This window comes from Tardiphaga alba (assembly GCF_018279705.1).
GTDB classification, from domain to species: Bacteria; Pseudomonadota; Alphaproteobacteria; order Rhizobiales; family Xanthobacteraceae; genus Tardiphaga; species Tardiphaga alba.
Genome location: NZ_CP036498.1, coordinates 633,440 through 659,606 on the forward strand (window position 1 = coordinate 633,440; position 26,167 = coordinate 659,606).

Annotated in this window: 22 protein-coding genes and 2 pseudogenes; 12 read left to right on the forward strand and 12 right to left on the reverse strand. The window is 63.0% G+C overall.

Annotated elements, in window-relative coordinates:
• Positions 1–96 precede the first annotated feature (96 nt).
• Entirely contained in the window at positions 97–468 is a 372-nt protein-coding gene (locus RPMA_RS27930; protein WP_249225787.1) for a hypothetical protein, read from the reverse strand.
• On the opposite strand from RPMA_RS27930, the pseudogene RPMA_RS03000 reads away from it, so the two are divergent.
• The 3 genes and pseudogenes from RPMA_RS03000 (at position 358) to RPMA_RS03010 (ending at position 1,645) form a co-directional block, all read left to right on the forward strand.
• Positions 358–713: pseudogene (locus RPMA_RS03000) on the forward strand (hypothetical protein). The gene RPMA_RS27930 and the pseudogene RPMA_RS03000 sit on opposite strands and share 111 nt — an antisense overlap.
• A 121-nt stretch (positions 714–834) precedes the next feature.
• Positions 835–1,017: a hypothetical protein gene (locus tag RPMA_RS03005; RefSeq protein ID WP_211911473.1), complete on the forward strand. Its 183-nt coding sequence runs from the start codon at positions 835–837 to the stop codon at positions 1,015–1,017.
• A gap of 28 nt (positions 1,018–1,045) precedes the next feature.
• Positions 1,046–1,645, forward strand: a complete 600-nt coding sequence (locus tag RPMA_RS03010; protein WP_211911474.1) for an SCO family protein — start codon at positions 1,046–1,048, stop codon at positions 1,643–1,645.
• Here the strand turns inward: RPMA_RS03010 and RPMA_RS03015 are convergent.
• Positions 1,642–3,591 (reverse strand): glycosyltransferase, encoded by a 1,950-nt coding sequence (locus tag RPMA_RS03015; RefSeq protein ID WP_211911475.1) that lies wholly within the window; start codon positions 3,589–3,591, stop codon positions 1,642–1,644. The genes RPMA_RS03010 and RPMA_RS03015 overlap by 4 nt on opposite strands.
• Before the next feature lie 88 nt (positions 3,592–3,679).
• Between RPMA_RS03015 and RPMA_RS03020 the strand changes: the two genes are divergently transcribed.
• Together RPMA_RS03020 and RPMA_RS03025 are read left to right on the forward strand one after the other, a co-directional pair.
• On the forward strand, positions 3,680–4,636 hold the full coding sequence (locus tag RPMA_RS03020; protein ID WP_211911476.1) for a transporter substrate-binding domain-containing protein: 957 nt from the start codon (positions 3,680–3,682) through the stop codon (positions 4,634–4,636).
• Positions 4,637–4,707: 71 nt separating this feature from the next.
• Complete coding sequence (locus RPMA_RS03025) at positions 4,708–6,348, forward strand: lysine--tRNA ligase (protein WP_211911477.1); 1,641 nt, start codon at positions 4,708–4,710, stop codon at positions 6,346–6,348.
• A gap of 126 nt (positions 6,349–6,474) precedes the next feature.
• On the opposite strand, the gene RPMA_RS03030 is transcribed toward RPMA_RS03025, so the two are convergent.
• Positions 6,475–6,987, reverse strand: coding sequence for an SgcJ/EcaC family oxidoreductase (locus RPMA_RS03030; protein WP_249225528.1), 513 nt, complete (start codon positions 6,985–6,987; stop codon positions 6,475–6,477).
• A 124-nt stretch (positions 6,988–7,111) separates the two neighbouring features.
• Complete coding sequence (locus RPMA_RS03035; RefSeq protein WP_211911478.1) at positions 7,112–7,741, reverse strand: S24 family peptidase; 630 nt, start codon at positions 7,739–7,741, stop codon at positions 7,112–7,114.
• 254 nt (positions 7,742–7,995) lie between these two features.
• Here RPMA_RS03035 and RPMA_RS03040 point away from each other — a divergent pair, with 254 nt between their 5' ends.
• On the forward strand, positions 7,996–8,337 hold the full coding sequence (locus RPMA_RS03040; protein ID WP_211911479.1) for a DUF952 domain-containing protein: 342 nt from the start codon (positions 7,996–7,998) through the stop codon (positions 8,335–8,337).
• A complete protein-coding gene (locus tag RPMA_RS03045) occupies positions 8,338–9,432 on the forward strand; it encodes a quinone-dependent dihydroorotate dehydrogenase (RefSeq protein ID WP_211911480.1) in 1,095 nt (364 codons plus the stop codon).
• An 88-nt stretch (positions 9,433–9,520) separates the two neighbouring features.
• Here the strand turns inward: RPMA_RS03045 and RPMA_RS03050 are convergent, their stop codons facing one another.
• The 4 genes and pseudogenes from RPMA_RS03050 to RPMA_RS03065 all read right to left on the reverse strand — a co-directional run bounded on the left by RPMA_RS03050 (position 9,521) and on the right by RPMA_RS03065 (position 14,304).
• Positions 9,521–10,849 carry an MATE family efflux transporter gene (locus RPMA_RS03050; protein WP_211911481.1) on the reverse strand — a complete coding sequence of 443 codons (1,329 nt, stop codon included), beginning with the start codon at positions 10,847–10,849 and terminating at the stop codon, positions 9,521–9,523.
• A 128-nt stretch (positions 10,850–10,977) separates the two neighbouring features.
• Positions 10,978–11,292, reverse strand: a complete 315-nt coding sequence (locus RPMA_RS03055) for a DUF6460 domain-containing protein (RefSeq protein WP_211911482.1) — start codon at positions 11,290–11,292, stop codon at positions 10,978–10,980.
• Positions 11,293–11,463: 171 nt separating this feature from the next.
• Positions 11,464–13,267: pseudogene (locus RPMA_RS03060) on the reverse strand (cisplatin damage response ATP-dependent DNA ligase).
• Positions 13,264–14,304 (reverse strand): ligase-associated DNA damage response exonuclease, encoded by a 1,041-nt coding sequence (locus tag RPMA_RS03065; protein WP_211913406.1) that lies wholly within the window; start codon positions 14,302–14,304, stop codon positions 13,264–13,266. The pseudogene RPMA_RS03060 and the gene RPMA_RS03065 overlap by 4 nt, the downstream one beginning before the upstream one ends.
• Before the next feature lie 88 nt (positions 14,305–14,392).
• Between RPMA_RS03065 and RPMA_RS03070 the strand changes: the two genes are divergently transcribed.
• Positions 14,393–15,292 carry a methyltransferase domain-containing protein gene (locus RPMA_RS03070; RefSeq protein ID WP_249225529.1) on the forward strand — a complete coding sequence of 300 codons (900 nt, stop codon included), beginning with the start codon at positions 14,393–14,395 and terminating at the stop codon, positions 15,290–15,292.
• Positions 15,293–15,365: 73 nt separating this feature from the next.
• Here RPMA_RS03070 and RPMA_RS03075 read toward each other — a convergent pair whose 3' ends face one another.
• Positions 15,366–16,736 carry an outer membrane protein gene (locus RPMA_RS03075; RefSeq protein ID WP_211911484.1) on the reverse strand — a complete coding sequence of 457 codons (1,371 nt, stop codon included), beginning with the start codon at positions 16,734–16,736 and terminating at the stop codon, positions 15,366–15,368.
• Positions 16,737–17,129: 393 nt separating this feature from the next.
• Between RPMA_RS03075 and RPMA_RS03080 the strand changes: the two genes are divergently transcribed.
• From RPMA_RS03080 to pdeM, 4 genes are all read left to right on the forward strand, one after another.
• On the forward strand, positions 17,130–18,302 hold the full coding sequence (locus RPMA_RS03080) for an ABC transporter substrate-binding protein (protein ID WP_249225679.1): 1,173 nt from the start codon (positions 17,130–17,132) through the stop codon (positions 18,300–18,302).
• Positions 18,303–18,401: 99 nt separating this feature from the next.
• Positions 18,402–19,613 carry an ABC transporter substrate-binding protein gene (locus RPMA_RS03085; RefSeq protein ID WP_211911486.1) on the forward strand — a complete coding sequence of 404 codons (1,212 nt, stop codon included), beginning with the start codon at positions 18,402–18,404 and terminating at the stop codon, positions 19,611–19,613.
• A 149-nt stretch (positions 19,614–19,762) separates the two neighbouring features.
• Positions 19,763–22,318, forward strand: coding sequence for a ligase-associated DNA damage response DEXH box helicase (locus RPMA_RS03090; RefSeq protein ID WP_211913407.1), 2,556 nt, complete (start codon positions 19,763–19,765; stop codon positions 22,316–22,318).
• Between the two features lie 94 nt (positions 22,319–22,412).
• Positions 22,413–23,102 carry a ligase-associated DNA damage response endonuclease PdeM gene (pdeM, locus tag RPMA_RS03095; protein WP_211911487.1) on the forward strand — a complete coding sequence of 230 codons (690 nt, stop codon included), beginning with the start codon at positions 22,413–22,415 and terminating at the stop codon, positions 23,100–23,102.
• A 102-nt stretch (positions 23,103–23,204) separates the two neighbouring features.
• On the opposite strand, the gene RPMA_RS03100 is transcribed toward pdeM, so the two are convergent.
• The 3 genes from RPMA_RS03100 to RPMA_RS03110 form a co-directional block, all read right to left on the reverse strand.
• Positions 23,205–23,981: a TIGR02186 family protein gene (locus tag RPMA_RS03100; protein ID WP_211911488.1), complete on the reverse strand. Its 777-nt coding sequence runs from the start codon at positions 23,979–23,981 to the stop codon at positions 23,205–23,207.
• On the reverse strand, positions 23,978–24,910 hold the full coding sequence (locus tag RPMA_RS03105) for a sulfite exporter TauE/SafE family protein (RefSeq protein ID WP_249225680.1): 933 nt from the start codon (positions 24,908–24,910) through the stop codon (positions 23,978–23,980). The genes RPMA_RS03100 and RPMA_RS03105 overlap by 4 nt, the downstream gene beginning before the upstream one ends.
• A 193-nt stretch (positions 24,911–25,103) precedes the next feature.
• Entirely contained in the window at positions 25,104–25,769 is a 666-nt protein-coding gene (locus RPMA_RS03110) for a COG3904 family protein (RefSeq protein ID WP_249225531.1), read from the reverse strand.
• Between the last annotated feature and the right edge of the window lie 398 nt (positions 25,770–26,167).

Genomic DNA, 26,167 nt, shown 5'->3' on the forward strand with positions numbered 1-26,167 from the left:
TTTTGTTAAGAGAGATTGAAGTCGTCACCGGAACTTTGGTCAACGGAAAATGCGGAACATCGCGGCTGTTGTTCCAGATTGATACCTGCGTTCCCGTCACTGCATCCCGCGCGCAACACTCGATTTGAATCGACTTGCCGTCATCACGTGTCGCTGGACAAAAAGTCGTTTCGACAACACGCTGATCAGGTCCCGCATCACCGGGACAGACAGATTCGGGATCGACAGGTTTTGGGGCTGAGCATGAAATTCGTGACGGGCTTGCTGGCGGCGGTTCTGTTGGTGGCAGGCTTTCTGGTCGCAAGCGTCGGTGCAAGCCACGCCGTGGTCCGCATCGCCGATGACCGCGGCGGCCGGATCGGAACCTATGTCGATAAATATCAGGGCCTGCGCTCCTCGGGCGAAACCGTTGTCATCGACGGCCTCTGCGCCTCGGCCTGCACTATCGTGCTCGGCGCCGTTCCGCATGACCGCATCTGCGTGACCCGAATGCCACGCTCGGTTTCCATGCCGCATGGGATCCGGGCGCCAACGGTCGCGCCGTCACCAACCGTGAAGCGACCCGGATGCTGTATTCGATGTATCCGTCGAATATCCGCCGCTGGATCGCCAAGCGCGGCGGCCTCAAGCCGCAGATGGTGTTCCTCCGCGGCCCGCAGCTCGCGAGCATGTACAAGCCCTGCTACATGGACGCCCGCGCCTCGATGCGGTGATTTCCGCTCTCCATCACTTGATCGATGCGACCCTGCCGACGCTTGCCCAGGCTCGCAACTCGGCCTATCTGGAACCTGTATGCAGGCGTCCCGCGGGATGCCTGTCGATTGAGGTTCGTCAATGCAGCCGGTATCCGCTCCTGACCACGTGGCATCGCAGCCGTCGCGCGCGGCGACGCTGATCGTGGGCGCCGCAGCCGCCTTTACCGGCCTGCTCGTCGTCAGTGCCATCGGCCTGTGGGCCTATTACGGCACCACCGTCTTTTTCGAGATGGTGAAGAGCGGCATCGCCGCCTGCATGTGAGTTCGGGAAACATTCCAGGAAATATTCAATGAGTAGCTCCACCCGTCCGCTGGTCATCATCGCGGCTTTTGCCGGCAGCCTCGCCGCAGGGTTGCTGCTCGTGCTGTGGCTCTCCGGCGGGTTCAGCGGCTTCAAGGGCGTTGCGGCGCCGGCTGCTATCGGTGGCCAGTTCCAGCTCACCGATCAATCCGGCCAGAAGGTCACCGAGCAGAGCCTGAAGGGCAAGCCGTCGCTGGTCTTCTTCGGCTTCACGCATTGCCCGGATATTTGCCCGACCGCACTGTTTGAGATGTCCGAAGTGCTGCGCACGCTGGGCCCAGATGCCGGCAAGCTGAACACCTATTTCGTTTCGGTCGATCCCGAGCGCGACACCGCGGCGATCATGAAAGATTATCTCTCCTCTTTCGATCCGCATCTGAAAGGCCTGACCGGAACGCCCGAGGAAGTCGCCAAGATCATCACCGGCTATCGCGTTTATGCGAAGAAGGTCCCGACCAAGGACGGCGACTACACGATGGATCATACCGCGCTGATCTATCTGATGGACAAGGACGGCAATTTCGTCGCGCCGTTCAACCTGAAGCGCTCGCCGGAAGATGCCGCGAAAGACTTGAAGCGGTATCTCTAAGCCGATCGCATCGCTTTGGAGCGTGGCGATACCGCATGCTGGGTCTTTTCCCAGCGATGCGGCTCGCGCAGCAACTGCCACAACGCCCGCCACGCGGCGATGGACAGCAAGCCCCAATAGACCGGCGCCAGCAGCAGGATCCAGGCCTGGCGGAGCTGTCTCCGCTTGCGGAGGCCCAGCAGCCCGACAGTGACGGTGGAGATATAGCCGGCGCAGATCGCTGTCAGGTGCAGTAAAATCAGCGGGTTCGTCGCAAGGCCGATTGGATCTCCGTTGTGTTGCGCGGAGATCGACCACAACAGCGCTTCCACAAGCAGAAGCGGGTAGGCGAGGGCGGTGAGCGCGTTGCCGCCTGCGATCAGCACGACCGCGATCGATTTGCGCCATCCGAGATCGCGATACAGTTGGCGCGGATGCATGAGATGCACGCCGGCCGTTTGCATCCACCCTTTCATCCAGCGGGATCGCTGCCGCAGCCAGGCGCCAAGATGGATCGGAGCTTCCTCATAGGTCGCCGAGGCGAATGTCATCGATCGATAGCCGAAGCGTGCCAGGCGAATGCCGAGATCGGCATCCTCGGTGACATTGTAAGCGTCCCAGCCGCCGACATGCCGGAGCAGATCGGTCCGGAAATGATTGGACGATCCGCCCAGCGGCAGCGGCAAGTTCATCGCCGACAGGCCGCGCAGAAAGACATCGAACTGGCCGGCATATTCGGCAGCGAACATGCGCGACAACAGGCTCTCGGAGCCGTTGTCGATGCACAGGCTGGCCTGAACGCAAGCGAGGTCATCGCCGTGATGCGCGAACGCCGTCAGCGCCGCGCGCAACTGTCCGGGTTCTGGGCGGTCTTCGGCATCGAATACGGCGACAAAGCTGCCTTTGGCGAATGGCAGCGCATAGTTCAGCGCCTTCGGCTTGGTCTGCGGGCCAATGGCGGGGACGGTGACGACATGGACATGCGGCTTGATGCCGAGTCGTGCAATCGCCCGGCGGGTGACGTCATCGTCGGCTTCCGTGACCAGGATCACGTCGAGCTTCTCGCGGGGATAGTCGAGGTTCTCGATCGCCTGCATCAAGGGAGCAACCGATGTCGCCTCGCGATAGAGCGCGACCATCACGGTATAGACCGGCAGTCGCGCATCGGGGAGGCGCGACGGTTTCGGTTCTGGCAGGTGGGGGACGAGACCGCCGAGCAGGCGGAAGACGGCGAAAGCGAGAAACGCCACGGTCAGAAATGCAGTCCAGATCGCTTCGCCGAGCAGCGACGGGAAGACGAGAGCTGCGGCGATACCCATGATGAGCATCGCGCGTCCGACGCCGCGCCACCCAGACACACTTCCGGAGGCAGCCGACAGTGCCGGCCAGCGCTTCGCGAGGCCGTTGGCTGCCATGTCTGCCAGCGGCGCGCTTGCTTGCGCCGTCAGGAAGCGGTTGAACGCCTGCGTGGTTGCGAGTTCGAACCCTGCGATCAGTTCGGGCCGCTCTAGCGCCAGTTCCGTCAGCCTTCGTGACGACAGGAAGCGCGGCGCGACGACGAAACTCGAGCCGGGTCCGTGGCGTGCCGACAGAAGTCCCATCGTTGCCGCCGATGCATAGTCTTCCGGCGCCAACGGGCGGTGGCCGCGAACGCCTTCGCCCAGCGGTGCGACCGGAATGCCGAGATGTGCCGCCAGATGCCGGATATAGCTCGCCTCGTCGATCTCTCCCCAGTCGATGAGGATCTGATTGGCGCCGACACCGACTCTGTAGCTGCGATTGGTCGCGGCGGTCAACGTGGGAAACGCAATCAATCCGACCAGGCAATACAGTTCGGGAGCGATGGGCAGGACATCGCGAGGAAGATCATTGTCATTGTCGGGCAGGCGTTGTCCTTGGCGCGGTAGCAATGCCCGGCCCGGCGACAGGAATGGCTCTGGATAACCGTCATGGTCCAACAGGGCCATGTTACGCCCCTCACGCCACTAACGATGCTGCAAACGCCCCTCGCGTCTCCGGGCGGATCGTCTATAAGATCGCAACCGGATACACTTCATGCAACCACAGATGGCTAGCATCTTCAAGCGAATACTACAGGTGTGTGCGCGCGCAGCCTTGGTGGCGGGTTGTCTTGCCGGTGCGTTGCTGGCGGGGGCATGGACGGCCGCTCAGGCTCAGGCTCAGGCTCAGGCACCGGTGCCGCCATTGGCGCCGAGCCTGTCCACGCAGCAGGGAAGCCAGCCCGGCGCGCAGGCCGTCCCCGGTTTCTGGGACCCGCGCCGCCGCCCGGAGCGGCCCGACCTGTCGCGCCTCACCGTAATCCGCTTCCTCACCGAGACCGATTATCCGCCCTTCAACTATACCGGCCCGGACGGCAACCCCGCCGGTTTCAATGTCGATCTCGCGCGCCAGCTCTGCGAGGAGATCAAGGTGACTTGCACCATCCAGATGCGCCGGTTCGAGACGCTGCTGGATGCCATTGCCAGTAATCGCGGCGACGCCATCATTGCCTCCATGGCGGTGACCCCGGCGATCCGTGCCCGCGTCGACTTCACCGACCCTTATTATCGCGCCCCCGGCCGCTTCGTGGCGCGCAAGGATGCGGTCATGAAGGAGCTGCGCCCGGAATATCTCGAGGGCAAGAAGATCGGCGTGATCGCTGGAACCGCCCATGAAGCCTTCCTCAAGGCGATGTTCACCGATGCCGTGCTGGTGACATTCCCGAACGAGGACGCGCTGCGCCAGGCGCTGCGCAAGAGCGAGGTCGATGTCATCTTCGGCGATGCGATCTCGCTGGCGTTCTGGATCAATGGGTCTGACTCGTCCGATTGCTGCGCCTTCAGCGGCGGGCCGTTCATCGAAAGCCGTTTCTTCGGCGAAGGCATCGGCATCGGCGTCCGCAAGGGCAACGACACGCTGCGCCAGGCGCTGAACTGGGCCCTGTTCCGCACCTGGGAAAAAGGCCGCTACACCGATCTGTGGCTGAAATACTTTTCCGTCAGCCCGTTCTGATTTCTCACATTTAGCGGTTTGGCATTTGCGTGCGGAGCCGCTAGGTTCCGCGGCCCGGAGGCCATCTGATTATGTCGACTGCTGAAACCACCATGAGCCCGAGCGATCTGCGTGCGCTCGCCGAAACTTCCAACGCCTGGCCGTTCGAGCAGGCGAAGGCGCTGGTGGCTCGCTTGAAGAAACATCCGAAGGACGAAGTGCTGTTCGAGACCGGCTACGGCCCCTCGGGCCTGCCGCATATTGGCACCTTCGGCGAAGTGGCGCGCACCACCATGGTGCGTCATGCCTTCCGCGTTCTCACCGAAGACAAGATCAAGACGCGCCTGCTCGCCTTCTCGGACGACATGGACGGTTTCCGCAAGGTGCCGGACAATGTGCCGAACAAGGAGATGCTGGCACAGCATCTCGGCAAGCCGCTGACATCAGTGCCGGATCCAATCGAAGAGGGCGTATCGTTCGGCGCGGCCAACAATGCGCGGCTGCGCGCCTTCCTCGATCATTTCGGCTTCGACTACGAATTCGCATCAAGCACCGACTACTACAAGTCCGGCCGTTTCGACGCCACGCTGCTGCGCATGCTCGAAGTCTACGACAAGGTGATGGACATCATCCTGCCGACGCTCGGCCCCGATCGCCGCGCCACCTATTCGCCATTCCTGCCGGTCAGCAAGACCACCGGCGTGGTGCTGCAGGTGCCGATGATCCGCCGCGACGTGAAGGCCGGCACGATCACTTATATCGATCCCGATACGAATGAAGAGGTCACCACGCCCGTCACCGGCGGCGCGGTGAAGTGCCAGTGGAAGGCGGACTGGGCATTGCGCTGGGCTGCACTCGGCGTCGATTACGAAATGGCCGGCAAGGATCTCATCGACTCCGTCAAGCTCTCGGGCAAGATCTGCGCGGCGCTCGGCGGCACGGCGCCGGAAGGCTTCAATTACGAGCTCTTCCTCGACGAGAACGGCGGCAAGATCTCGAAGTCGAAGGGCAACGGCCTGACCATCGACGAATGGCTGCGCTACGCTTCGCCGGAATCGCTGTCGCTGTTCATGTATCGCGAGCCGAAGGCGGCGAAGCGTCTGTTCTTCGACGTCATCCCGCGCAATGTCGATGAGTATCAGCAGTTCAGCGACGGCTACAACCGCCAGGACGCCAAACAGCAGCTGTCCAATCCGGTCTGGCACATCCATGCCGGCAATCCGCCGAAGGTGGACATGCCGGTCACGTTTCAGCTGCTGCTGACGCTGGTGTCGTCGTCGAACGCGGAGAATGCCGACACGCTGTGGGGCTTTATCGGCCGCTATCGCCCGGGCGTGAGTGCCGCGACGCATCCGAAGCTGGATGCGATGGTCGGTTATGCGATCAACTACTATCGCGATTTTGTTGCGCCCACGAAAACCTTCCGCGAGCCCACCGATGTCGAGCGCGTGGCGCTGCAGGATCTCCGGGATGCGCTGTCGCGCCTTCCCGCAGAGACGACGGCCGAGGACATCCAGAACGCCGTCTACGAGATCGGCCGCCGCGAACCGTTCCTCGATCACAAGAAGCCGGCCAAGGATGGCCGCCCCGGCGTGTCGCTGGACTGGTTCAACATGCTGTATCAAGTGCTGCTCGGCCAGGAGAAAGGCCCGCGCTTCGGCTCGTTCGTGGCTGTCTACGGCGTGCAGAATGCGATCAACATGATCGACGGGGCGCTGGCCCGGAGCGCGTAAGCTCCGACTGTCGTCACCCGGCTTGACCGGGTGACCCAGTACTCACGGCTGCCAGTGACAGCACAACCGCCAGCGCTTACTGGATCGCCCGGTCGAGCCGGGCGATGAAAATGCTCGTTGTCGTTGTTACTTCGGCGCAGCCGAAGCCGTTGCCGGTGCGATCGGTTCGGGCATTGCCGATGAGTGGTGATGTGCGATCAGCCATTTTCCGTCGCGATAGACATAGTTGTAGCTGTAGCGCGCCTGCACCTGGACGGTCTCGCCCGGCGCCTTGCCGGCCAGCGTGAACGTATAAGTCCCGACATCGCTCGCCGAGTTGCAGCCGATCCGCACCGTCCTTGTGTTGATCACGCCCTTCGGCCGCTTCTGCAGGAATTCGACGAAATAGGCCTGGATGCTGGCGCGGTTGGTGCGGGGCGTGTTGGAGACGGTCGGCAGCAAGACGGCGTCGGCCGCGTAATTATCGGTGACCTTGACCGGATCCAGCGTCTGCAGCGACGCATTCCAGCGATCGAACAGGCCTTCGATCTGCTTTTCGGAGACCGCGACGCAGGTCATCGGCTTTGCCGAAGCGGGGACGATCTGGGTGAAAAATGCCAGCGCACCGGCACATGCAGCGAGTTTCGACAGATGGCTCATGATGCTTTCCTCGTGTGGAACTTTGACAACGAGGCAGCACTAGGCGATCGGTTCCCGCAAAGATAGCGGCACCCTCACGTTTTCAGGTGATATAATTACCCGTTCGAGTAGAAAATCTGGCGTTTTACTGACTGGCCCACACGATCCGGGCAATCCACTCGATATCTTGCACTGCAAAACTGCGGTCCACATGGCTCGGATTGAGCGACTGCAGCTCCAGCAGCTTGGTGGTCCGGCGCTTCAGCTCCTTGGCCATCACCTCGCCATCCCGGGTCTTCACCACGACGCGGTCACCCTTGCGGATCTGAGCATTCGGCGACACCACGATGATGTCGCCGTCGCGATAGGCCGGCTTCATCGAATCGCCCGAGATCGTCAGCGCATAGGCGTGTTCGTCATTCACCGAGGGCAGGCCGACTTCGTCCCAGCCCTTGCTGCCGACCGGAAAGCCGGCATCGTCGAAGAACCCGCCTTGGCCCGCTTGCGCGAAGCCGAGCAACGGCACCGATTGCACGATCTTTCGCGTGCCCTCGATCAGCGACACGAAGGCCTCGATCGGCACACCGGTTGCCTGCAGCGCTTTCGACACCGACTCGGTCGAAGGCCAGCGCTCGCGCCCCTCATTGGTGATGCGCTTGGATTTGTTGAACGTCGTGGCGTCCAGTCCCGCCTTCTTGGCGAGCGCAGATGCGGTCATACCGTTGCGTTCGGCGAGCAGGTCGAGTGCGTTCCAGATCTGGGCATGGGTCAGCATGGGTCTCGTCCCTCGGCGTCATGGCCCGGCATTCGCCTGGCACGGTGAGTCGTGATGGCAACTAGGAATTATTGCCGCGGTTCCGGGATTTACGCAACTGGGATCTGAAAAAAATGTGCGGCCTTGAGTTGCGACCTCGCCGCCGATACGGTCGGCCGCCGACACCCGAACGGACGTATCGCGGGTCGTCCGCACGCCACCGAGAACAACTTCGAGAAGAATCTGGAAAGCCCGTCAGTTGGAAAGCCCGGCGATTGCGCAGCATCTATAAAATCTGTCCGGCGCCGCAATGGCGCGAAGCCGAACGCCAGGGCACCTATCGCGGCAGCGCCGACGACATCCGGGACGGCTTCATCCATTTTTCCACCGCCGCCCAGCTCGATGGCACGTTGAAGAAGTATTATAGCGGCCAGAGCGGCCTGTTTCTGATCGCAGTGGACAGGGACGCGCTCGGCGACGAATTGCGCTGGGAGCCTTCCCGTGGCGGCGACCTGTTTCCGCATCTTTATGGCGAGCTCGATCTCGGCACCGTCACCGCCGTGATGGACCTGCGGCTGCGCGCCGACGGCAGCCATGTCATTCCGGAGTTGTCTTAAGTGATCCGTGCCTTCGATGCCTTTTCCCTGCCGATGCTGCGCATGCTGGATCCGGAAGATGCCCACCGCCTCGCCATCCGCGGGCTGAAACTGCTGCCTTATGCAAAGCCGCGACCGGATGATCCGAAGCTCGCAGTGCGAGCCTTCGGCCTGAATTTCCCGAACCCCATCGGCATCGCCGCCGGCTTCGACAAACATGCCGAAGCGCCGGACGCGCTGCTGCGCCTCGGCTTCGGCTTTGCCGAGATCGGCACGGTGACGCCGCTGCCGCAGCCTGGCAATCCGCGTCCGCGTTTGTTTCGTCTTGAGCGCGATGAAGCGGTGATCAACCGTTTCGGCTTCAACAGCGAGGGGGCCGAGCCCGTGCTGCGACGCCTCGCGGCGCGCGCGCAACGCGGTGGCATCGTCGGTGTCAATGTGGGTGCAAACAAAGAGTCCACCGATCGCACGCAGGACTATGTGAAGCTGATCGAGACTTTTGCGCCGGTGGCCAGCTATTTCACCGTCAATGTCTCCTCGCCAAACACGCCGGGCCTGCGCAACCTGCAGCAGGCCTCCGAGCTGAACGATCTGCTCGCCCGCGTCATCGAGGCGCGCGACCGCGTTCGCAAGACCGCCGGTGAGTCGCCGGTGCTCCTGAAGATCGCGCCGGATCTCGGCCTCGCCGATCTCGACGATGTCGTGCATGTGGCCCGTTCCCGCGGCGTCGATGGCATGATCGTCGCCAACACCACCATCGGCCGCCCGCCCAGCCTGCGCGACAAGGCGAAGGCCACGGAAACCGGCGGCCTGTCCGGGCGTCCGCTGTTTCGCCTTTCCACACGCATGGTCGCCGAAACTTTTGTGCGCGTGGAGGGTGCCTTCCCGCTGATTGGTGCCGGCGGCATTGATAGCGGTGGCGCTGCGCTCACAAAAATCCGCGCCGGTGCGAGCCTGATCCAGGTCTATTCGTCGCTGGTCTATAAGGGGCTTGGCCTGGTCGATGCGATCAAGTCGGATCTCTCGTCAACGCTGCTGCGTACGGGACGAGATTCGCTGTCCGAGATCGTCGGCGCGGATGCGGCGACGATTACCGCGGAAGATTGGCCGGTGTAACTTGTAGCCCGGATGGAGCGTAGCGAAATCCGGGGACCGGCAATGTGCTGATGCCCTGATTCCCGGGTTGCGCTTCGCTCCATCCGGGCTACGAAAACGTCTTCCTCAACAACGCCGGATACCTCATTGCCTGCAACCCGCCGCGTGCGATGTAATGCACCAGCAGCGCGCCCCAAAGGCCGGCATTGCCCCACGGCTTCAGCAGGAACCATCCCGCAAAGAAGCACACCAGCGACAGCACCATCAGATTGCGCATGTCGCGCGCCCAGGTGGCACCGATGAACACGCCGTCATAGGCAAAGGCGAATACGCCCAGCACCGGCGCCAGCGCCACCAGCCAGAGAAATTCGCGCGCCAGCACGCGCACATCGGCGCTCGCCGTCATCGCATCGATCAGTACGCCACCGCCGAGCGCATAGATCAGGCTCAGCGCGATGGCGAAGCCAAAGCCCCAGACGATCACCAGCCTGACGGCACTGACAAAGCCGAGACGATTGCGTGCGCCATAGGCGCGCCCGCAGAGCTGCTCGGCCGCGCTGGCGAGGCCATCGAGAAAGAAGGCGCTGATCAGTAGGAAATTGCCAAGCACGGAATTGGCGGCGAGGGTGAGATCGCCCGCCCGCGCGCCCTGCGCCGTGAAGAACAGAAAGGCAGTGATCAGCGCTGCCGTGCGGATCAGGATGTCGCGATTGACCGCCATCGTGTGCGTGAGCTTGTCGCGCTCCAGCAGCACTGCCCATGGTGCGGTGAGCCTGCCACCGGTGATCCGCCATGCGATGATGACGCCGAGCAGAAGACCGGTGCCCTCGGCCACCACCGACGCCGCTGCGGCGCCAACGATGCTCATGTCGAGCACCAGCACGAACAGCAGCGTTGTCGCCATGTTGACGGCGTTGATGACGATCTGCACACCCAGCGCCAGCGAGGCGCGCGCCTGGCCGACCAGCCAGCCGACCACGACGAAGTTCGACAGCACCAGCGGCGCCGACCAGATGCGCACGGTGAAATAGTGATGGGCCGCCTCGGTGACCCCCGCGCTGCCGCCCATGGCGGTGAGCAGCACATAAGCGAGCGGCACCTGCAGCAGGATCAGTAGCGCGCCGATGGCACCGGAGATGATGAAGCCGCGCGGCAGCAGCGCCCGCAGTTCCTGCCGGTCGTCGGCGCCCAGCGCTTGCGCGGTGAAAGCCACCGTGCTCATGCGCAGGAAGCCGAACAGCCAGAATGTGCAGTCGAACAGCACCGACGCCATCGCCACGCCGCCGAGCAGCGTCGCGTCGCCGAGCCGGCCGATCGCCATGGTCGCGACGATGCCGAGCATCGGCGTGGTGAGATTGGCCAGCATCGCCGGCCCCGCGATGGAGAACACATCGCGGGTGGTGGCGGGATGGAATATGGGGGAGGCCGTTGTCGTCATTGTGCAGTTTCTGTCGTTGCCCGGCTTGACCGGGCAACCCAGTAAACAGCATCGGGAATGATGAAGCGCTGATGCTTGCGTCTACTGGGTTACCCGCTTGCGCGGATAACGACAGTTGGTAGTACCCATCAGCGCCGCGAACTGAACAACCGCGAGATCAGCCAGATCGGCACCACGATCACCGCGCCCAGCAGGAAATAGCGCCACAGCCCGCTGATGGCATCGAAGCCGAAGTCGTAGATCCACTGGAACAGGCGGCGGATCGAATACACGATATTCCACGGATCGAAGCCGATGGCCGCGAGCACCACGCCAACCAGGACCGACAGCAGCACCAGGCGGCCGAGCACCGCGAGCGGCGATCCACCAAGGAAGCGTGACAGGCCGTCATTCTGTGCCGGCAGACTGCGCCCCGAAGCGTCGCGGGTCTCGTTTGGTTGCATCGTGCTCTCCTGCGCGAAATGGCGCGTTGATCTTAGTCGGTATGAGGGAGATGGGGAACCCGGCTGCGGCGTCAAGACGTAGGGTCGTAGCCCGGATGGAGCGCAGCGAAATCCGGGGACCGGCGAATTGCTGATACTCTGATTCCCGGATTACGCTGCGCTCCATCCGGGCTACAAGGCCTCGGCCTTTAACATCCGCTCCAGCGTCTCCAGCCGATCGGCTTCGCGAGGCGGCTTGTCCCAGCGCAGGCGGCTGATGCGCGGGAAGCGCATCGCCACGCCCGACTTGTGCCGCGGTGAGCGCGCCAGCCCCTCGAAGGCCACTTCCAACACCAGCCCCTTGTCCGGCTCATGCGTCACATGACGCACGGGCCCGAACTTCTCCGTCGTGTTGCGACGAACGAAGCGATCGATCTGCAACAGCTCTTCATCGGTGAAGCCGAAATAGGCCTTGCCGACCGGCACCAGCCGATCGCCGTCATCGCCATCGGTCCAGACGCCGAAGGTGTAATCCGAATAGAATGATGAGCGCTTGCCATGGCCGCGCTGGGCATACATCAGCACAGCGTCGATGATATGCGGATCGCGCTTCCACTTCCACCACTGGCCCTTCGGCCGCCCCGGCACATAAGCGGAATCACGACGCTTCAGCATGACGCCTTCGACGGCCTCAGCGTCCTCGCCGGCGCCAGCACTGGCGGGATCGGCGCGCGCGGCGGTGAGTGCTTCCCAATCGGTAAAGGCGATCTGCTCGGAGAGATCGATGCGCTCATCGTCGAGTTCGGCGATGAAGGTTTCCAGCCTCCTGCGCCGTTCCTCGAACGGCAGCTCGCGCAAATCGCTCTCGCCGTCGCTGAGCAGGTCATAGGCGCGCAGATGGATCGGATAATCCTTCATGAGCTTCGGCGTCACGCTCTTGCGGTTGAGCCGTTGCTGCAACACGTTGAACGACTGCACGCGTTTGTCGCGCAGCACCAGGAGCTCGCCATCGATGGCGCCGGGGAGACGCAGCGACGGCACCAGATCGGGGAAGCTTGCCGTGATGTCCTCGCCCGACCGCGAATAGAGTCGTGTAATAAGCTTGCCGTCCTCATCCGCGCCGCTATTGGCCTGGATGCGGATGCCGTCCCATTTCCATTCGGCTGTGAACTCGCTGGCGTTGAGGCTGGCGAGATCGCCGTCCTCCACCGCATGCGCCAGCATCACCGGCCGGAACGGCGCGGGATCGAGATTGACCGGCTTCTCGGCTCGGCCTTCGAGCCAGGCGAACAGCTCGCCATAAGGCGGCGCCAGGCCCGGCCAGATCAGCTCGACATCATGCGGGTCCTTGTCGCCAAGCATCGCAGCGGCCGTCTTGGCGAGCCGCGCGGAAATGCCGATGCGTAAGCTCCCGGTGACGAGCTTCAGCAGCGCCCAGCGTCCGGTTTCGTCGAGCTCATCGAGCCAGCGCATGAGCTGGGCCGGGAGTTCGGATTTGCCAAGCGTGCGGAGTGTGGTGACGACTTCGGTGAGCGTGGGTGGAGGCGGATTGTTGTGAAAGTGCGAAGGCGCTGGCTCTTCACCTCTCCCTCCGGGGAGAGGTCGCGCCCACTTGGGCGCGGGTGAGGGGCACCACATGCGCCGTTGCCTGTGGCGCCCCCTCACCCGCCGCCTTCGGCGTCGACCTCTCCCCGGTGGGGAGAGGTGAAAAAAGGGCGGCGCGTGGGGCAGGCCACATAAATGCCACTGTCTCCGAGAGATCGCCGACATAGTCGTAGGACAGTTCGAACAGCACCGGATCAGTCCGCGACGCGATCAGGTCCCGGATCAATCCAGCCTTCGCATGTTTGAACGACAGCCCGCCCGTCAGCGCCGCCAATGCATAGCCGCGATCGGGATCCGGCACTTCGCGGAAATAGCCGACCAGCAGCCGCAGCTTGTTGTTGCGGCCGGGCTCATAAGCGAGGCGATCCAGCAGCTCGGCAAAGCGGTTCATGCGTCCGCACTCTCGCCGGCCGGAAGGGACTCTTCCTCCTCTTCGTCGCCATAGCCCACCAGCGCCAGCGGTCGCGCGATCAGCCCCTTGCTCTGGCACCAATGCACCAGCGCATCTTCCTGTCCGTGCGTGACCCAGATTTCTCCAGCACCGGTCGCGCCGATGGTGGCGCAAAGCCCGTCCCAATCCGCATGATCGGAAATAATCAGCGGCAGCTCGATGCCACGCTGCCGCGCGCGCGCACGCACGCGCATCCATCCGGATGCAAAGGCCGTGACCGGATCGGGAAAACGCCGCGTCCACAGATCGGACGTCGCCGATGGCGGTGCCAGTGTGATGGTGCCGGCGAGGTCGGCCTTCTTCACGCCCTTCACCGGGCGCAGCTCGCCGAGATCGATGCCGCGCTGCTGATAGTAACTGGTGATCTTCTCCATGGCGCCATGCAGATAGATTGGTGCGTCGTAGCCGGCCTCGCGGATCAGCTTGATCACCCGCTGCGCCTTTCCCAACGAATAGGCACCGACCAGATGCGCCCGCTCCGGAAACAGTGCAACGGAGGCCAGCAGCTTGCGCACCTCATCCGCGGCATCGCCGTGCCGAAACACCGGCAGGCCGAACGTTGCTTCGGTGATGAACACATCGCACGGCACCACCTCGAACGGCGTACAGGTCGGATCATGCGCGTCCTTGTAGTCGCCGGAGGCGACGATGCAGGTGCCCTTGCAAGTCACCGCGATCTGCGCGGAGCCGAGTACATGCCCGGCCGGATGGCAGGAGATGGTGACGTCGCCGAGTTTGAGGCTTTCGCCGTAGGAAATTTCCTGCGTCGAACCCGCAAAATTCTCCCCATAGCGCAGCCGCATCATGTCCAGCGTCTCCCGCGTCGCCAGCACGGCGCCATGGCCGGGGCGGGCGTGGTCGGAATGGCCGTGGGTAATGACCGCACGATCGACCGGTCTGACCGGATCGATGTGGAATCCACCGGGTTTGCAGAGAAGGCCGGCCGGTTCGGGGATCAGGATGTCTTGCGGGCGCATGGTCATGATATAGGCCCGCTCGGGGCCGGTTGAAGTCATCGAGCGAACGCCCCTCGCTTTGCCCGGTTCCCTTATGGCGCACGTCTTCATGTCATCCGGCGAAATGATCGCCGACCGTCGTTTCGATTATGGACGCGATCTTGAGCTCCGGGGCGATCTCGCGGGTGCGGCCGATCTGTTCACGCAGGCCATCGAACTGGCGCCGGAATTCGCCTCGGCCTGGTTCGCGCTAGGCGATATCCGCGAGCGGCAGGGCGACAAAGCCGGAGCGATCGAGGCGTTCCGGCGCGCCAAGGCGACAGATGGCGCCGATTACCTAGGCGCAGACCTGCGGCTGTTGCGGCTTACCGGCGATCAGCTGGCGGCGATGTCGCCGCACTACGTCACCACGCTTTATGATCAATACGCGTCGAAATTCGAGCAATCCCTTGTTGGTGAACTCGGCTATCGCGGTCCGGCGCTGCTGTTCGACGCGGTGTGCGAAGCGACGTCGCAGCGGATGCGTTTCCACCGCGCCGTCGATCTCGGCTGCGGCACCGGTCTCGCCGCGCAAGCATTCCAGAAATGCGTCGAGGAATTCATCGGCATCGATCTCTCCGCCGAGATGATCAAGCGCGCGCAGGCGACGGGGCTTTACAAGGCGCTGGAGACGAGCGATGCGGTCGATGGCCTGCGGCAGCAGTCCGATGCGAGCGCCGATCTCGTGCTTGCTGCCGACATGATGATCTACATCCACGACCTCGCGCCGTTGTTCATGGAGGTCTCGCGTGTGCTGAAGACCGGCGGGTTGTTCGCCTTCACCGCAGAGACCCACAACGGCGATGGCGTCACCCTCGGCGCCGGTCTTCGTTTCGCGCAAAGCGAGGCACATTTGCGCGGCCTGCTCGGCACTGCGGGTCTTGTCGTCGAACACATCGACAACGCCTCGATCCGTACCGAAGGCGAGATGCCCGTGCCGAGCCTCGTGATGGTGGCTTCGAAAGCCTGACCTGATACACGATCAAACAAAAACCCCGGCCTTTCGGCCGGGGTTTTGCTGTTTGACGCTGTTGTTATCGTGATCAGTACTTCGCAACGACCGGGGTGTTGAAGTGGTAGTTCAGGCCGGTGCGGAAAATGTGCTCGGTGGTCTTCGTGCTCGACACGATGTCACCGTTCGGGATCAGGTCGTTGGTGCGGCCGAGATCGACATAAAGATACTCGGTCTTCGAGGTCCAGTTCGGTCCGAACAGGCCCAGCAGCTTGAACGGGGTCTCGATGCCAGCGCCAGCGGTCCAGCCGGTCTTGGTGCTCGAGAAGTCGGCGATCTGAACGCCGTTATTGAACAGCTTGTTGTGCACGCCGCCGTAAGCGAAACCGCCGGTGGCGTAGAACAGGGTCGAGCCGACCGAGTAGCCGAGGCGGCCACGAACAGTGCCGAACCAGGGCAGGCGAGCGTCGTAGGCGATGTTGCCGAAACCTACGACAGTCTTGTTGTCGCGCTGGCTGGACGCCTGGATGTCGGCTTCAAGACCGTAGACCCAGTTGGAAGCCTGCCAGTTGTAACCGATCTGTGCGCCACCATTGATGCCATCCGGCGCAAGGTTAAACGCTTCGTTGATGACGACGGGGTTGGTGCCAGTCAGCGAGCTCGGGCTGCGGCCTGTGCCGGAGCCGACGTTGCCGCCGAGGTACCAACCGGTCCAGTTGGCTGCAACCACCGGGGTGTACGTGCTGTTGCCGCCGATGCGGTAGTTCAGACCGACGCGAAACAGATTTTCGCGCAGTTCGCTGTTGGCGAGCTGACCAGCGAAGGGCGCGTCGAAGGCGATCGAGCGGCTGCCCAGGTTGAGGTAGAGATATTCGATCTTGCCGGTCCAGTTGCCGCCCAGAGCAGCTTCAACGCCGCTACCAACAGTCCAACCCGTTGCCGTACGGCTGCTCGACACAGCGCCGACGCCGGTTTCGGTGATCGTGGAATTCACGTTGCCGTAGGCGAAGCCAGCGGTGACGTAGCTGAGGACTGGGCCAGTGGCGAGACCAAGGCGACCACGCACGGTGCCGAACCAGTCCAGTTTCTGGCTATAGGCGGTCGGGAGCGTATTGGCGCCGACCACACTTGTGCGGCCGTCGGTCATACCCGAGCCTTGGATATCGGCTTCGAGGCCATAAACCAGCGGACCCAGGAACGAGTCGGTCTGCCAATTCCAGCCGATCTGGCCGCCACCGAAGCCGCCCTGCGGGGTACGATAAAGCGAGTCGTTGGTGAAGCTGTGGGTGATGCGGTCACGACCAACGCCGACGCCGGCGTTCACGCCGATGTAGAAGCCGGTCCAGTTGTAGACGGCCACAACCGGGGCTTTGTAGTAGGGGGCCTTGACGGCCATGTCAGCTGCCTGGGCGCTGACGGCGGTTCCGATCAGTGCGGCGCTGGCGAGAAGAAGACGTTTCATGGTGGACCCCATTTCGAATTGAACCCGGACAATAGGGGAGTCGAGCCGGGATGGCTGTATCCGTGCAGCCACACCTTCTGACATTGCGCAAATTGGCGGATGGCGCAAAAACCGCGGTTAAATAAGTGTTTAGCGACATATCGCTGTCATTGCGCCATTCGTCATATCGTCCCTCACCGCACCGTCCCCGAACCCCTCCAATTCTGGAAAACGTGTCGCAACCTCAAGGGGATTGCCAACCCCTGCGCGCCCGCACAGGATGCCGTTGGTCGACCAGACCGCGATAAACGCGGCGGCGGCTCAAACACGCCCGCAAGAGGCGGGTATCATGGGAGAAACTGCGAAATGCCGTCACGTCACCATTCCGTCCTTACGCTCGCGGCCGGTGCCGCGATGCTCTCGGCCGTCGCCACGGCGGCCCTCGGGGCGGACAAGAAATACGATCCGGGCGCCAGCGATACGGAAATCAAGCTCGGACAAACCATCCCGCATTCAGGCGCAGGCTCGCTTTACGGGGTGATCGGCCGGACCCAGGCCGCCTATTTCCAGATGCTGAACGAGAAGGGCGGCATCAACGGCCGCAAGATCAACTTCCAGTCGCTGGATGACGCCTATAGCGCCCCCAAGGCTGTGGAGGCCACCCGCCGTCTCGTCGAACAGGACGAGGTGCTGGCGCTGTTCGGCTCGCTGGGCACCGCGCCGCAGTCGGCGGTTCAGAAATATCTCAACACTAAAAAGGTGCCGCAGCTGCTGCTGAACACCGGCGCGTCCCGCTGGAACAACCCGAAGGAGTTCAAGTGGACCACGCCGGGGCTGCCGATCTACTCTACCGAGGGCCGGATCATTGCCCGCTACCTGACCCAGGCCAAACCTGACGCGAAGGTCGCGATCCTCTACCAGAACGACGAGTTCGGGAAGGATTTCATGAATTCGTTCAAGGAGATCCTGGCCGAGGCCGGCGGCAAGGCAAAGGTGGTGGCGGAAGCCTCCTATGACCTCACCGATCCGACCATCGACTCCCAGCTGATCAACCTGTCGAAGTCCGGCGCCGACACCTTCTTCAACATCTCCACAGGTAAGGCGACGTCGCAGTCGATCCGCAAGGTGGCCGAACTCGGCTGGAAGCCGCTGCATCTCCTGGTCTCGACCTCGAGCGGCCGCTCGATCCTCAATGCCGCCGGCGCCGACAATGCCAAGGGCATCGTGGCGATGAGCTACACCAAGGAGGTCGGCAGCGAGAAATGGAAGGACGATGCCGATGTCATCGCCTTCCAGGAGCTGCGCAAGAAGTATCTGCCCAATGTCGATCCCGACAACACCATCGCCTTCCAGGGTTATTCCCAGGCGGTGACCATGGCAGAGATCCTGCGCCGCTGCGGCGACGAGCTGACCCGCGAGAACGTGCTCAAGCACGCCACCAATCTCGACGGCTATCGCGCGCCGGTGTTCCTGCCGGGCATCACCTATGGCTTCACGCCGACCGATTACACCACCATCAAGGCGCTCTATGTCGGCACCTTCAACGGCAACGATTGGGATCTCTCGGACAAGCCGGTGAGCCAGTAAACGCGTTTTTCAAGCAATATTCCCCGGCGTCAGCGCCGGGGGGCTCACGATAAAATCGGACTCACAAAGAGCCGAAGCAACAATTTCAGGGAGAACGTCATGACCAAGGGGACATTTGCGTCCGCGTTGATTGCGGCCGTTGCCATCCTGCCATTCACAGAAACTGCCTTCGCCCAGAAGAAATACGATCCCGGCGCCAGCGACACCGAGATCAAGATTGGCCAGACTGTGCCGCATAGCGGCCCCGGATCGCTCTACGGCGTGCTCGGCCGCGTCGGCGAAGCCTATTTCCAGATGCTGAACGAAAAGGGTGGCATCAACGGCCGCAAGGTCAAGTTTCTCTCGCTCGACGACGCCTATAGCGCGCCGAAGGCGGTGGAAGCGACGCGGCGTCTCGTCGAGCAGGAAGAGGTGCTCGCGCTTTATGGTTCGCTTGGTACTGCGCCGCAGACAGCGGTGCACAAATATCTCAATTCCAAGGGCGTGCCGCAGCTGCTGCTCAACACCGGCGCATCGAAGTGGAACGATCCGAAGAATTTCAAATGGACCATGGCGGGATTGCCGCTCTATCCCACCGAAGCCCGCATTCTCGCCAAGCATGTCATCAGCGTGAAGCCCAATGCGAAGGTCGGCATTCTCTACCAGAACGACGATTTCGGCCGTGACTTCCTCGGGCCGTTCAAGGAAGAGCTGGCCAAGGCCGGCGGCACTGCCAAGGTGATTGCGGAAGTCACCTACGATCTCACCGATCCCACCATCGATTCGCAGCTGATCAATCTGGCGAAATCCGGCGCCGACGTTTTCTACAATATCAGCACCGGCAAGGCGACGTCGCAATCGATCCGCAAGGTCGCCGAACTCGGCTGGAAGCCGCTGCATCTGTTGTCTGCGGGCTCGACAGGTCGTTCGATCCTCAATGCCGCCGGGATCGAGAATGCCAAGGGCATCGTCGCGATCCGCTATTCGAAGGAAGTCGGCACGCCGCAATTCGAAAAGGATCCGGAAGTGATGGCGTTCGAGGAACTTCGCAAGAAGTACCTGCCGAATGTCGACCCCGACAACACCATCGCCTATGCCGGCTACGGCCAGGCGGTCGCCATGGGTGAAATCCTGCGTCGCTGTGGCGATAATCTCACCCGCGAAAATGTGCTGAAGCAGGCGCAGAACCTCACCGGCTTCCACTCGCCCTATATGCTGGACGGCGTCACCTACAGCTACACGCCGGACAATTATACGCCGATGAAGACGCTCTACATTTCGATCTTCAACGGCAAGGATTGGGACATTTCCGAGAAGCCGATGACGGAGTGATTCTCCGACCTTTCCACGTCATGGCCGGGTCCGTCCCGGCCATCCACGTCTCGATGCACGTGACATAAGACGTGGATGCCCGGGACAAGCCCGGGCACGACGGAGAGAGAGTTCACCTCCATCTCGCAATGACGGTTGCGAGCACCTAGATTGATCCGGTGCCGCCGCGTAAATCCGCCTCGAAAACCGATCGCCTGCCGACGACATTCACCCGCTGGTTCGCCCAGCGGGGATGGTTGCCGCGTGAGCATCAGCTCGCATTAATCGAGAAGGCCCGCGGCGATCGTTCCGCGCTGCTGATTGCCCCGACCGGCGCCGGCAAGACGCTGGCGGGTTTTCTCCCGACGCTGGTGGAACTGGGCGACAAGACTTCGGCTGTCCGTTCCACCGGCCGCGATGTTCAGCGCACGGGCGGCCTTCACACGCTTTACATTTCCCCGCTCAAGGCGCTCGCCGTCGATATTGCCCGCAATCTCGAAACGCCGATCGCGGAGATGCAACTGCCGATCAAAGTGGAGACGCGCACCGGCGATACACCGACCTCGCGGCGAACGCGGCAACGCAAATATCCGCCGGATATCCTGCTGACGACGCCGGAACAGCTCGCGCTGCTGCTGTCGTCCGACGATGCGCCGTTCCTGTTCTCGTCGCTCAAGCGCGTGGTGCTGGATGAGCTGCATGCGCTGGTAACGTCGAAGCGCGGTGATCTGCTGTCGCTTGGTCTGGCCCGGCTGTGGAAGCTCGCTCCGCAGATGCGCGCCATCGGTCTCTCTGCGACCGTTGCCGAGCCGCAATCCCTCGCACGTTTCCTCGTGCCTCAGCCCGTCGGCGTGAGCATCGCTGCCGATATTGTGGTTGCCGGTGGCGCGGCAGAGCCGGTCGTGGAAATGCTCGACAGCAAGGAGCGGTTGCCTTGGGCCGGCCACTCCGCACGCCACGCACTCGGCGAGATCTATGATCTCGTCAAGGCCAACAAGACGACACTCGTCTTCGTCAACACGCGCAGCCAGGCCGAGATGCTGTTCCAGGATCTCTGGCGCGTGAATGATGACAATCTCGCCATCGCTCTGCACCACGGCTCGCTTGATGTCGGCCAGCGCCGCAAGGTCGAGGATGCCATGACCGCCGGCAAGCTGCGCGGCGTGGTCTGCACCTCTTCGCTCGATCTCGGCATCGACTGGGGCGATGTCGATCTCGTCGTCAATGTCGGCGCGCCCAAGGGCTCGTCGCGGCTGATGCAGCGGATCGGCCGTGCCAACCACCGGCTCGATGCCGCCTCGCGCGCGGTGCTGGTGCCGGCCAATCGCTTTGAAGTGCTGGAATGTCGTGCCGCCATCGATGCGGTTGCCGAGAATGCGCAGGACACACCGCCGCTGCGCACCGGCGCGCTCGACGTGTTGGCGCAGCATGTGCTCGGCTGCGCCTGCGGTACGCCGTTTCTCGCGGACGATCTCTATGATGAGGTGCGCTCCGCTGCGCCCTATTCCGAGCTGTCGCGTGTGGATTTCGACGACACTATCGATTTCGTGGCGTCAGGCGGTTATGCGCTGAAGACCTATGAGCGCTTTGCGCGCATCAAGCAGGACAAGTCGGGCAAATGGCGCGTCACCAATCCCAAGGTGCGCCAGATGTATCGCATGAATATCGGCACCATCGTCGAGGAATCCATGCTCAAGGTGCGCCTCGTGCGGGCGCGCGGCGGGGGCAAGGGATCGACGGGGGCGATCGCCCGTGGCGGGCGCATGCTCGGCCAGATCGAGGAATATTTCGTCGAGAATCTCGTGCTCGGCGACACCTTCGTCTTCGGTGGCGAAGTGGTGCGCTACGAGGCGCTGGTCGAGGACCAGGTCTATGTCTCGCGCTCCAACAATTCAGATCCGAAAGTGCCGTCCTATATGGGTGGCAAGTTTCCGCTTTCGACCTATCTCGCCGAGCGCGTGCGAAAACTTCTCGACAATGAGAAGGCATGGAAACTGCTGCCCGATCAGGTTCGCGAATGGCTGTCGCTGCAGGCGCATGTCTCGCATGTGCCGGGCGTGCGCGAGCTGATGGTCGAGACCTTTCCGCGCGCCAACAAATTCTATCTCGTCTGCTACCCGTTCGAAGGTCGCCTCGCGCACCAAACGCTCGGCATGCTGCTGACGCGTCGGCTGGAACGCGCAAGGGCGCGACCGCTTGGCTTCGTCGCCAATGAATATGCGCTGGCGGTGTGGGGGCTCGGCGATGTCTCGCACATGATCAGGCAGGGCCGCTTGGATCTCGCCGCATTGTTCGATCCCGACATGCTCGGCGACGATCTCGAAGCGTGGCTGGCGGAATCCGCGCTGATGAAGCGCACGTTCCGTACCTGCGCCGTCATCTCCGGCCTGATCCATACGCGCTTCACCGATGCCGAGAAATCGCGGCGGCAGGTGCTGTTCTCGACGGACCTCATCTATGACGTCTTGCGAAAGCATCAGCCCGATCACCTGCTGCTGCGCGCGGCCCGCGCCGATGCGGCCACCGGCTTGCTCGATCTACGGCGCCTAAGCGACATGCTGACCCGCATCCATGGTCACATCGTTTATCGGGAACTCGATCGTGTCTCGCCGCTGGCGGTGCCTGTGATGCTGGAGATCGGCCGCGAGCAGGTCTTCGGCGAGGCGTCAGATGCGCTGCTGGCGGAGGCGGCAGAGGAACTCGTGAAGGAAGCGATGGAGTCGTAGCCCGGATGGAGCGCAGCGTAATCCGGGGACCGGCAACATGCTGATGCTCTGAATCCCGGATTGCGCTGCGCTCCATCCGGGCTACAAGAAATACATGCTCACCTCACCGATTCCCGACACGAGTTCCGTCACCATCGCCGGCGTCACGCTGGCGGCGGATCTGTCGGGCGCGTTGTATTGGGAGGAGGAGCGGCTGCTGGTCGTCTCCGATCTGCATCTGGAAAAAGGCTCGAGCTACGCTATGCGCGGCGTGCTGTTGCCGCCCTATGACACCATCGCCACCCTCGGCCGCCTCGGTGCGGTGATCGCGCGGCATGATCCGAAGACGGTGATCGCCCTGGGTGACAGCTTTCACGATCGCTCGGCGCATGAGCGTCTGTCGCCCGCCAATCGCGGCGTGCTCGGCGCCTTGCAGACCAGGCGTGACTGGATCTGGATTTCCGGCAATCACGATCCGGCGCTGCCATCCGATCTCGGCGGCGCAGTCGCGGATGAGGTCGCCATCGGTGCGATCACGTTCCGCCATGAACCGACCGGAGCCGCAGGCGAGATCGCCGGCCATCTGCATCCGAAGGCGCGGATCAGCACGCGCGGTCGCGCCATGGAGCGGCGATGCTTCGCCACCGATGGCGTGCGTGCCGTGATGCCATCCTTCGGCGCCTATACCGGCGGCCTCAGCATTCGCGATGCGGCCTTCGCAAGAATCTTCCAGACGCTCGGCTTCGTCGCCCATGTGCTCGGCGATCACCGCATGCACGCGATCGCGGCCTCACGCTGCTGCTAGTGCATTGTCGTCATTGCGAGCGTAGCGAAGCAATCCAGAAGGCCGCACGAAGGAAAGTCTGGATTGCTTCGTCGCTTCGCTCCTCGCAATGACGGCGGACGGTCAATCCCGCCTGAACACGATCGACGCCGCCCAGCCCGACAACAGCGCCATCACGGCGGTCATGACGCCGTAGATGACGCCGTGATTGCGTGCGGCATTGGCGACGAACTGCTCGAAGCCGACCTTGACGATGTCGAAAGCGGTCTCGGTCTTGGCGATGAAGGCGCCATCGGCGAACAATTCGATCTCGACATCATAGGTGCCGATCGGCACTTCGGCCGGCAACGGGATGGTGGTGCGGAACAGCGTTGGTGTGAGGAAGGTCACGGCGGACGTCTCTTCACGATAGAGGCCATGCTCCTTGCGCAGCCGCACGAAGGAGCTGCGAAATGGATCGGTGGGCACCACATCCGCGAAATCGGTGCCGATGCGCTGGGTCAGCAGTACATTGTTGATGCCGAGTTGCTGGCGGCGCTGCACGTCCACCGGCGCAATGACATCGATCGGCCGGTTCGAGAACACCGCGAGATAGGATGGCACCTGCAGGAATTCACGCGACTCCGTGTTGACCCAGATGCCGAAGCGGCGCTGCTTGCGCCAGGTCACGAGATCGGAGCGCGGGCCGGACACGGTGACCACCAGGTTGTAATTGGTGCGTGCCGGCGGCGTCTTGTCGTCCTTCTCGACGGAGCCGAACAGCACCAGTTCTTCGCCGGCATAATTCGGCGTCACCGTGACGCGATGGTTCGAGACCGAGACGATCAGCCGCTCGGCCTGAGCGGGCGCCGCGGCACCCAGTGCCCATGCGATGATCGCGATGATCCCAGCCCGCATCATGATCCGCCACCTCCGGTGAGGTCGCGCACCGTGAACAGGTCTTCCGGTTGGATCACGAGTTGGGCCGCAAAGCGGATGCCGACGGCGAGAATAAGCAGGCCGAGTAGCAGGCGCAGATGCTCGCCGCGGATTTTCTGGCCCGCGCGGGCGCCGAATTGCGCGCCGGTGACGCCGCCGATCATCAGGATCAGCGCCAGCACGGCATCGACCAGATGGTTGGTCACGGCATGCAGCATGGTGGCGATGACCATGGTGACGAGCGTCAGCACCATGGAGGTGCCGATCACCGTCGCCGTGGGCACGCGCAGCCAGTAGATCAGGATCGGGATCAGGATGAAGCTGCCGCCGATGCCCATCACAGCGCCGATGAAGCCGATCAGGAGGCCGACGGCGATGACGGGGATGACGGAGAGATAGATCTTCGAACGCTTGAAGCGCATCTTCAGCGGCAGGCCGTGCACCCAGCTATGGCTGCCCGGGCGGCGGAAGGTGACGGGCGTGCCGCGCCGCAGCCGCACGAATGCGCGCAGGCCTTCCCAGAACATGGCGCCGCCGACGCCGGTGAGCAGGATCACGTAAGAAAGGGCGATGGTGAGGTCGAGCTGGCCGATGCTGCGCAGCAGAGTGAAGACCCAGACGCCGAGCGCCGTGCCGGCGATGCCGCCGGTGAGCAGCACAGCGGCAAGCGCGGGATCGATGGCACGACGCCGCCAATAGGATAACGCGCCCGAAAAGGAGGAGGCAGCGATATGGCTGGCAACCGAAGCCACGGATACAGCCGGAGAGATGCCGACAAAGATGAGGAGCGGCGTCATCAGGAAGCCGCCGCCGACGCCGAACATGCCCGAGACAAAGCCGACCGCGGCGCCCATCGCCAGGATGAGCAGCACATTGATCGGGAGGTCGGCGATCGGGAGATAGAGCTGCACGCGCGTTCGCTCGAGATTGGCGCCGTGATCCGGCCGCAGCCGCTCGTGGCATTGTTCTTGAGGCGGCACGAAGCGGGCCGCAATCCCTCTTAGACGATATCGGCGGAGGAGGGGACCCATGAATGCCGCAAAGGCCGGTTTTTGGACGGGCCTTCACGCCACGTGGTAAATCCCTGTCCCGCAAAGCGCGGCATCAGCTCTTTCGCACGGGATCGGTCACCAGATTCATGGTCGAGGCCTCGCTCGCGCCGAGCCAGCGGATTTTCTCGGTGGCCGACATGGCTTCGACCACGGCTGAGGAGACGCCCATCTTGGTCATGTAAGTGAGCACATAGCCCATGGTGCGCTGCGCGGAGGCCTCGGCATCGTCTCTCACCTTGGGCGAGCTGAAGCGATGCACGCCGAGCCGGGAGCCCTCGATGCCCATACGGACTTTGCCGCCGGCATAGGCCGTCACGCAGGCGCTCGCACAGTAGGACGGCTTGATGCGGCCATCGGCATCGGCCGTGCCGACCGCGGTCGTTAACCCATGCGCGCGGATGACCTCGCCCATGATCATGGACTGGCTCAGATTGCCGCCGGGCGACGACATCAGCACGATATCGCCGGGCTGGAGTTTTGCCTGTGCGACCTGGTCCCGAAACCAGCTTGCGCTGGCAGCGCCGATCTTGCCGGAAATGGCCAGCGCCTTGCGGCCGCGACCGGACTTGTCGGGATCGAGATTGTCGATCACTTCGGCGCTCATGCTCGGCGAGACATAGAGATCCTTCCAGTAGGACCAAGCCTCCGGCGTCGAGAGATCCTTGTAGGCGCGAATGCCGAGGCCGCCGAACAGCAGCACCGCAAAAGCGATCGTCATCAGGCTTGGCCGCCAGCGCTCGGCCCGCTCGGGCTCTGGCGGAGGGGACTGCGGCCGCGACTGTTGCTGTTGCGGCGGCGGAACGCGGGGGATGCTCCAGGGGCCGGCGGATGGGGCGGATGGCCGCGACTGCGGATCGTCACCAGGCAAAGACAAATCGAATTCCTCACGCTTCAGCATTCCCGACGCCATCTCGCATCAAGGAATGTTCCCTCTCGGCGCGCGACTGCACACCGAGTCTGATGAAGGTTTGTTGAGGAAATAAGACCGCGGGTTCGAACACTGGAGCGATTAAATGCGATCTCGTAGCCCGGATGAAGCGCAGCGTAATCCGGGGACCGGCGACATACTGATGCTCTGATTCCCGGATTGCGCTTCGCTCCATCCGGGCTACACGC